This window comes from Acrocarpospora phusangensis, assembly GCF_016862995.1.
Lineage (GTDB): Bacteria > Actinomycetota > Actinomycetes > Streptosporangiales > Streptosporangiaceae > Acrocarpospora > Acrocarpospora phusangensis.
Map to the genome: position 1 here is coordinate 1 of NZ_BOOA01000166.1, position 5,665 is coordinate 5,665.

Here is a 5,665-nt window from a genome sequence, read left to right on the forward strand (position 1 = left end):
TCTGCACCGGGCCGGTGACGAGCCAGTCCCTCGTGGTCACGCCGACCAGCGTGAACGTGCCCGAGGGCGGCACCGCCACGTACAGCGTGCGCCTCAGCGCGCAGCCGTCCGGCAACGTGACGGTCACCAGCACCGCCGCGTCCGGCGGAGACACCAACCTGACCGTCTCCGGCGGCGCCTCGCTGACCTTCACCAGCGCGAACTGGAACACACCGCAGAACGTCACGGTGGCCGCCGCCGAGGACGCCGACACCACCAACGGCAGCAGGACCATCAACGTGGCCTCCTCCGGCCTCACCACGGTCCCGGTCACCGCCACCGAGGTGGACAACGACCCGACCACGACCCAGTCGCTGGTGGTCAGCGCCACCAACGTGAGCGTGCCCGAGGGCGGCACCGCCACCTACACCGTGCGGCTCAACGCGCAGCCGACCGGCAACGTGACGGTGACCAACACGGCCGCCTCCGGCGGTGACACCAACATCACCGTCTCGGCCGGCGCGTCGCTGACCTTCACCACGGCGAACTGGAACACGCCGCAGACCGTGACCCTGGCCGCGGCGCAGGACGCCGACACGACCAACGGCACCAGGACCATCAACGTGGCCTCCTCCGGCCTCACCACGGTCCCGGTCACCGCCACGGAGTTCGACGACGACCCGGTCACCACCCAGTCCCTGATCGTCACCCCGACCAGCGTGACCGTGCCCGAGGGCGCGACGGCCATCTTCGGCGTACGGCTCGCCGTGCAGCCCACCGCCAACGTGACCGTCACGAGCACCGCGGCGACCACCGGCGACACCAACATCACGGTGACCGGCGGGGCCTCGCTGACCTTCACCAGCGCGAACTGGAACACCAACCAGAACGTGACGCTGTCGGCGGCGCAGGACGCGGACAACACCAACGGCACCAGGACCATCAACGTGGCCTCCTCCGGGCTGACCACGGTGCCCGTGACCGCGACCGAGGCCGACGACGAGCCCGGCAGCGGCAACACCTACATCACCGAGTTCCAGGCCCAGTACGCCAAGCTCAAGGCGTCCGCCAGCGGCTACCTCTCCCCCGAGGGCATCCCGTACCACTCGATCGAGACGCTCATGGTGGAGGCCCCCGACCACGGTCACGAGACCACGTCGGAGGCGTTCAGCTTCCTGCTCTGGCTGGAGGCGCAGTACGGCCGCGTCACCCAGAACTGGGCGCCGTTCAACGCCGCCTGGACGCTGATGGAGAACTACATCATCCCGTCCGCGGCCGGCCAGCCCGGCGGTCAGACCAGCTACAACCCGTCTGACCCGGCGGACTACGCCCCCGAGTTCAACCAGCCCAGCCAGTACCCGTCGCCGCTCAGCACCTCGGTCGTCGCGGGCGCCGACCCGCTGGCCAACGAGCTGGCCTCGACGTACGGCAACCGCAACATGTACGCCATGCACTGGCTGATCGACGTGGACGACGTCTACGGCTACGGCACCGGGCGGGGCAGCTCGCTCACCGAGTGCGGCGACAACACCAAGCGGGTCACCTACATCAACACCTACCAGCGCGGCCCGCAGGAGTCGGTCTGGGAGACCATCCCGCACCCCTCGTGCGAGACGACCCGGTACGGCATGTCCGGCCAGGGCTTCCAGCCGCTGTTCATCCAGGGCACCGGCAGCGCCCAGTGGCGTTACACCAACGCCCCCGACGCCGACGCCCGCGCCGTCCAGGCCGCCTACTGGGCGCTCACCTGGGCGACCGAGCAGGGCAACCAGTCGCAGATCGCCTCGACCCTCACCAAGGCCGCGAAGCTCGGCGACTACCTGCGCTACGCGATGTACGACAAGTACTTCAAGAACCCCGGCTGCGCCTCGCCCACCTGCACCGCGGGCTCCGGCAAGAGCAGCTCGGCGTACCTGCTGAACTGGTACTTCGCCTGGGGCGGCGCGATGGACGGCGCCTGGTCGTGGCGCATCGGCTCCAGCCACAACCACGGCGGCTACCAGAACCCGCTCGCCGCGTGGGCCCTGTCCCCGGCCGGTCCGACGGCGCTGCGCCCGCAGTCGCCGACCGCGGCCGCCGACTGGAACCAGAGCCTCACCCGGCAGGTGCAGTTCTACAAGTGGCTGCAGTCGGCCGAAGGCGCCATCGCCGGCGGCGCGACCAACAGCTGGGACGGCGCGTACGCCGCCCGGCCGGCGGGCGCTCCGCAGTTCTTCGGCATGACGTACGACGTCGACCCGGTCTACCACGACCCGCCCTCGAACCAGTGGTTCGGCTTCCAGGGCTGGGGCGTGCAGCGCCTCGCGGAGCTGTACTACGTGACCGGCAACGCGATGGCCAAGACCGTGCTGGACAAGTGGGTGGCCTGGGCCATCTCCGAGACCACGCTCGGCACCGGCAGCACCTTCCAGATCCCGAACGAGATGGACTGGAGCGGCGCTCCGTCGGCCAGCTTCAACAGCACCACCGGCACGCCCGCGGACAACCCCGGCCTGCACGTCTCGGTCCGCAACCGGACCAACGACGTCGGCGTCGCGGCCGCGTACGTCCGTACGCTGATCTACTACGCCGCCAAGGAGCCCACCAGCACGCTGGGCATCTCGGCCAAGAACACGGCCAAGGGCCTGCTCGACCGGATGCTCCTGCTGAAGGACTCCCGCGGCATCGTGGTGCCGGAGACCCGCGCCGACTACAACCGGTTCGACGACGTGTGGAGCTCCGGCACCCAGCAGGGTCTCTACATCCCGTCCGGTTTCAGCGGCGTCATGCCCAACGGCGACACCATCGTGCCGGGCAAGACGTTCCTGGGCATCCGCTCCTTCTACACCAGCGACCCCGAGTGGCCGAAGGTGCAGGCGTACCTGAACGGCGGCGCCGTGCCGACGTTCACCTACCACCGATTCTGGGCTCAAGCGGACATCGCCATGGCGCTGGCCGACTACGGCTCGTTCTTCCCCGCAGGATGATCTAGCTCCATCCGGGACGGCCGCCGCCCTCGTGGCGGCGGCCGTTCCGGCCGTCCCGGATGAAAGTTTCATTTCCGCACAGGAACTCCACCCGCCGCCATTGGCGGATCTTGACGAAACCCATCCGAGGTGGGAGCGTTCCCATCAAATAGTCGCTGGTCAAAGGGCTTCGATGCTCCCCTTGTCACTCGCTCAGGAACGTTTGTGGTTCCTGCACAGGCTCGATCCCCGGGACCCGTCGTACCACCTGTTCCATGTCGCTCGGCTGATCGGCCCGGTGGACCCGGACCGGCTCGCGGCGGCACTCACCCAGATCCTCACGCGGCACGAGGTGCTGCGCAGCCGGTTCCCGCTCAGGGACGGCTCCCCCGTCCAGGTGGTCGACCCGCCGGAGCCGTTCGCGCTCGAACTGATCTTCGCCGCCGAGCCCGACGAACTGGTCACCGCCCGCATCTCGCAGCCCTTCGACCTCGCCGCCGAGCGGCTCATCCGGGCCACGCTCATCACGAGCGCCCCCGAGCGGTTCACCCTCTGCCTGGTCGTGCACCACATCGTGGCCGACGCCTGGTCGCTCGGCCTGCTCCGCCAGGAACTCGCCCTCCTGTACGGCGGGCAGGAACCGCCACCGCTCCCCGCCCAGTACGCCGACTACCTCCTGGAGGCGGACACCGGCGCCCCCAAGTCGCTGGACTACTGGACCGACATCCTGGTGGACGCGCCGCCGCTGAACCTGCCGGCCGACCGCCCCCGCCCGCCGGTGGCCACCACCTCGGGCGGGCACGTCCAGCGCAGCCTGCCCGAATCACTGCTGCAGGCGGTGGACAGGTTCTCCGCCGTGGAACGCTGCACTCCGTTCATGGTGCTGATGGCGGCCTACCAGGCTCTGCTGGCCGGGCGGAGCGGCGGCACCGACATCTCCGTCGGCTTCGCCACCGCCGGACGGCGCAAAGTGGAGTACGAGCCGCTGATCGGGCTGTTCGCCAACACGCTGGTGCTGCGCGGGGACCTGTCCGGGGATCCGACGTTCCGGCAGATACTGCGGCAGACCCGGTCCCGGCTGCTGGCCGCGTACCGGCATCTGGACGTGCCCTTCGACCAGCTGCTGACGGCGCTGGACGTGGCCAGGGACCAGAGCAGGACGCCGCTCTTCCAGGCCATGTTCGGGCTGTTCAACCTGGCCAACCCGACACTGACGCTGCCGGGTGTGACGACCGAGCACGTGGAGCCCGACTTCCCGCACGCGACCCACGAACTGCGCTTCGCGGTGTACGAGAAGGGCATGCTGGCGGTCTACAACACCGACCTGTTCGACCGGGAGACCATTCAGCGATATGTCGCGGGATATCACGACATCCTGGAGCGGGTGATCCGGGAGCCGGAGATCCGGCTGTCCCGGCTGACCGCGCCGCGCGGGGACGAGCTGGACCTGGTGCTGCACGGCTGGAACCAGACCGCGCCGGGGGTGTCCGGGACCTTCGACGCGATGTTCGCCGCCCAGGTCGCGGCCCGGCCGGACGCGCTCGCGCTGATCTGCGGGGAGGACCGGCTGACCTACGCGGAACTCGACCGCCGCGTCACCGACCTGTCCGCACGCATCCCGGCGGGCCGGGGCGACCTGGTGGCGGTCCAGCTCCCCCGGTCCACCGATCTCCTGGTGGCGCTGCTCGCCGTCCAGCGCACGGGCGCCGCGTATGTCCCGCTGGACCCGGACTACCCGCCCGCCCGCCTGGCCTTCGTCCTCGCGGACTCCGGCGCGAAACCCTTGTTCCCCCCGCCTCCGGACCCCGACTCCCCGGACGCCGGCGCGATCCAGGACCCCGACTCCCCGCGAGACCCAGGCGCGGCCCTGAACCCCCGGGCGACCCAAGACCCCAACTCCGCGCGCGAATTCGGCGCGGCCCGGACCCCCAGCGCGACCCAAGACCTCAACTTCGCGCGGGACATTGGCGCGGCCCGGAACCCCAGCGCGATCCAGGACCTCAACTTCGCGTGGGACATTGGCGCGGCCCGGAACCCCAGCCCGGCACAGGAGCCCCAAGCGGCCGCGGGAGTGGCGGGTGCGAGTCCGAAATTTCGCCCGTCGGCGGGTGACGCGGCCTATGTGCTGTACACGTCGGGTTCGACCGGCCGTCCGAAGGGTGTGACCGTTCCGCATTCGGCGCTGACCAACCTCCTGGCCGCGATGGCCGACCAGCTCGGCTCAGGGGCGGGGGATGTCTGGCTGGCCGCGACCTCGCTCGCGTTCGACATCTCCGCTCTGGAGCTGTACCTCCCGCTCGTCACCGGCGGCACGGTCGTCCTGGCCGAGTCCACCGAGGCGCCCGCGCTCGCCCGCCTGATCCGCGCCGAGGGCGTCACCCACGTCCAGGCCACCCCCTCCGGCTGGCGTGCCCTTCTCGACGCCGGGTTCCACGGCCCCGGCCTGGTCGCCCTGGCCGGTGGCGAGGCACTCCCTGCCTCCCTGGCCAGAGAACTCCGTCCCCGCGTCGGCCGTCTCGTCAACGTCTACGGCCCCACCGAGACCACCATCTGGTCCACCTCCTGGGAAGTCCCGGACAACCCCGACGAGATCCGCATCGGCTCCCCCATCGGCGGCACCCGCTGCTACATCGTCGACGAGCACCTCGACCCCCTCCCGATCGGCGTGCCCGGCGAACTCCTGATCGGCGGATCCGGCGTCGCCCTCGGCTATCTCGGCCGTCCGTCCCTCACCGCCGACC

2 protein-coding genes are annotated in these 5,665 nt (G+C 70.4%); both read left to right on the forward strand.

Annotation, left to right across the window (positions count from 1 at the left end; genetic code table 11):
• A partial coding sequence (locus Aph01nite_RS40540) for a glycoside hydrolase family 48 protein (protein ID WP_204046410.1) occupies window positions 1-2,945 on the forward strand: 2,945 nt, incomplete at its 5' end.
• Window positions 2,946-3,126: 181 nt separating this feature from the next.
• On the forward strand, window positions 3,127-5,665 hold a 2,539-nt coding region (locus Aph01nite_RS40545), incomplete at its 3' end, for a non-ribosomal peptide synthetase (protein ID WP_204046411.1).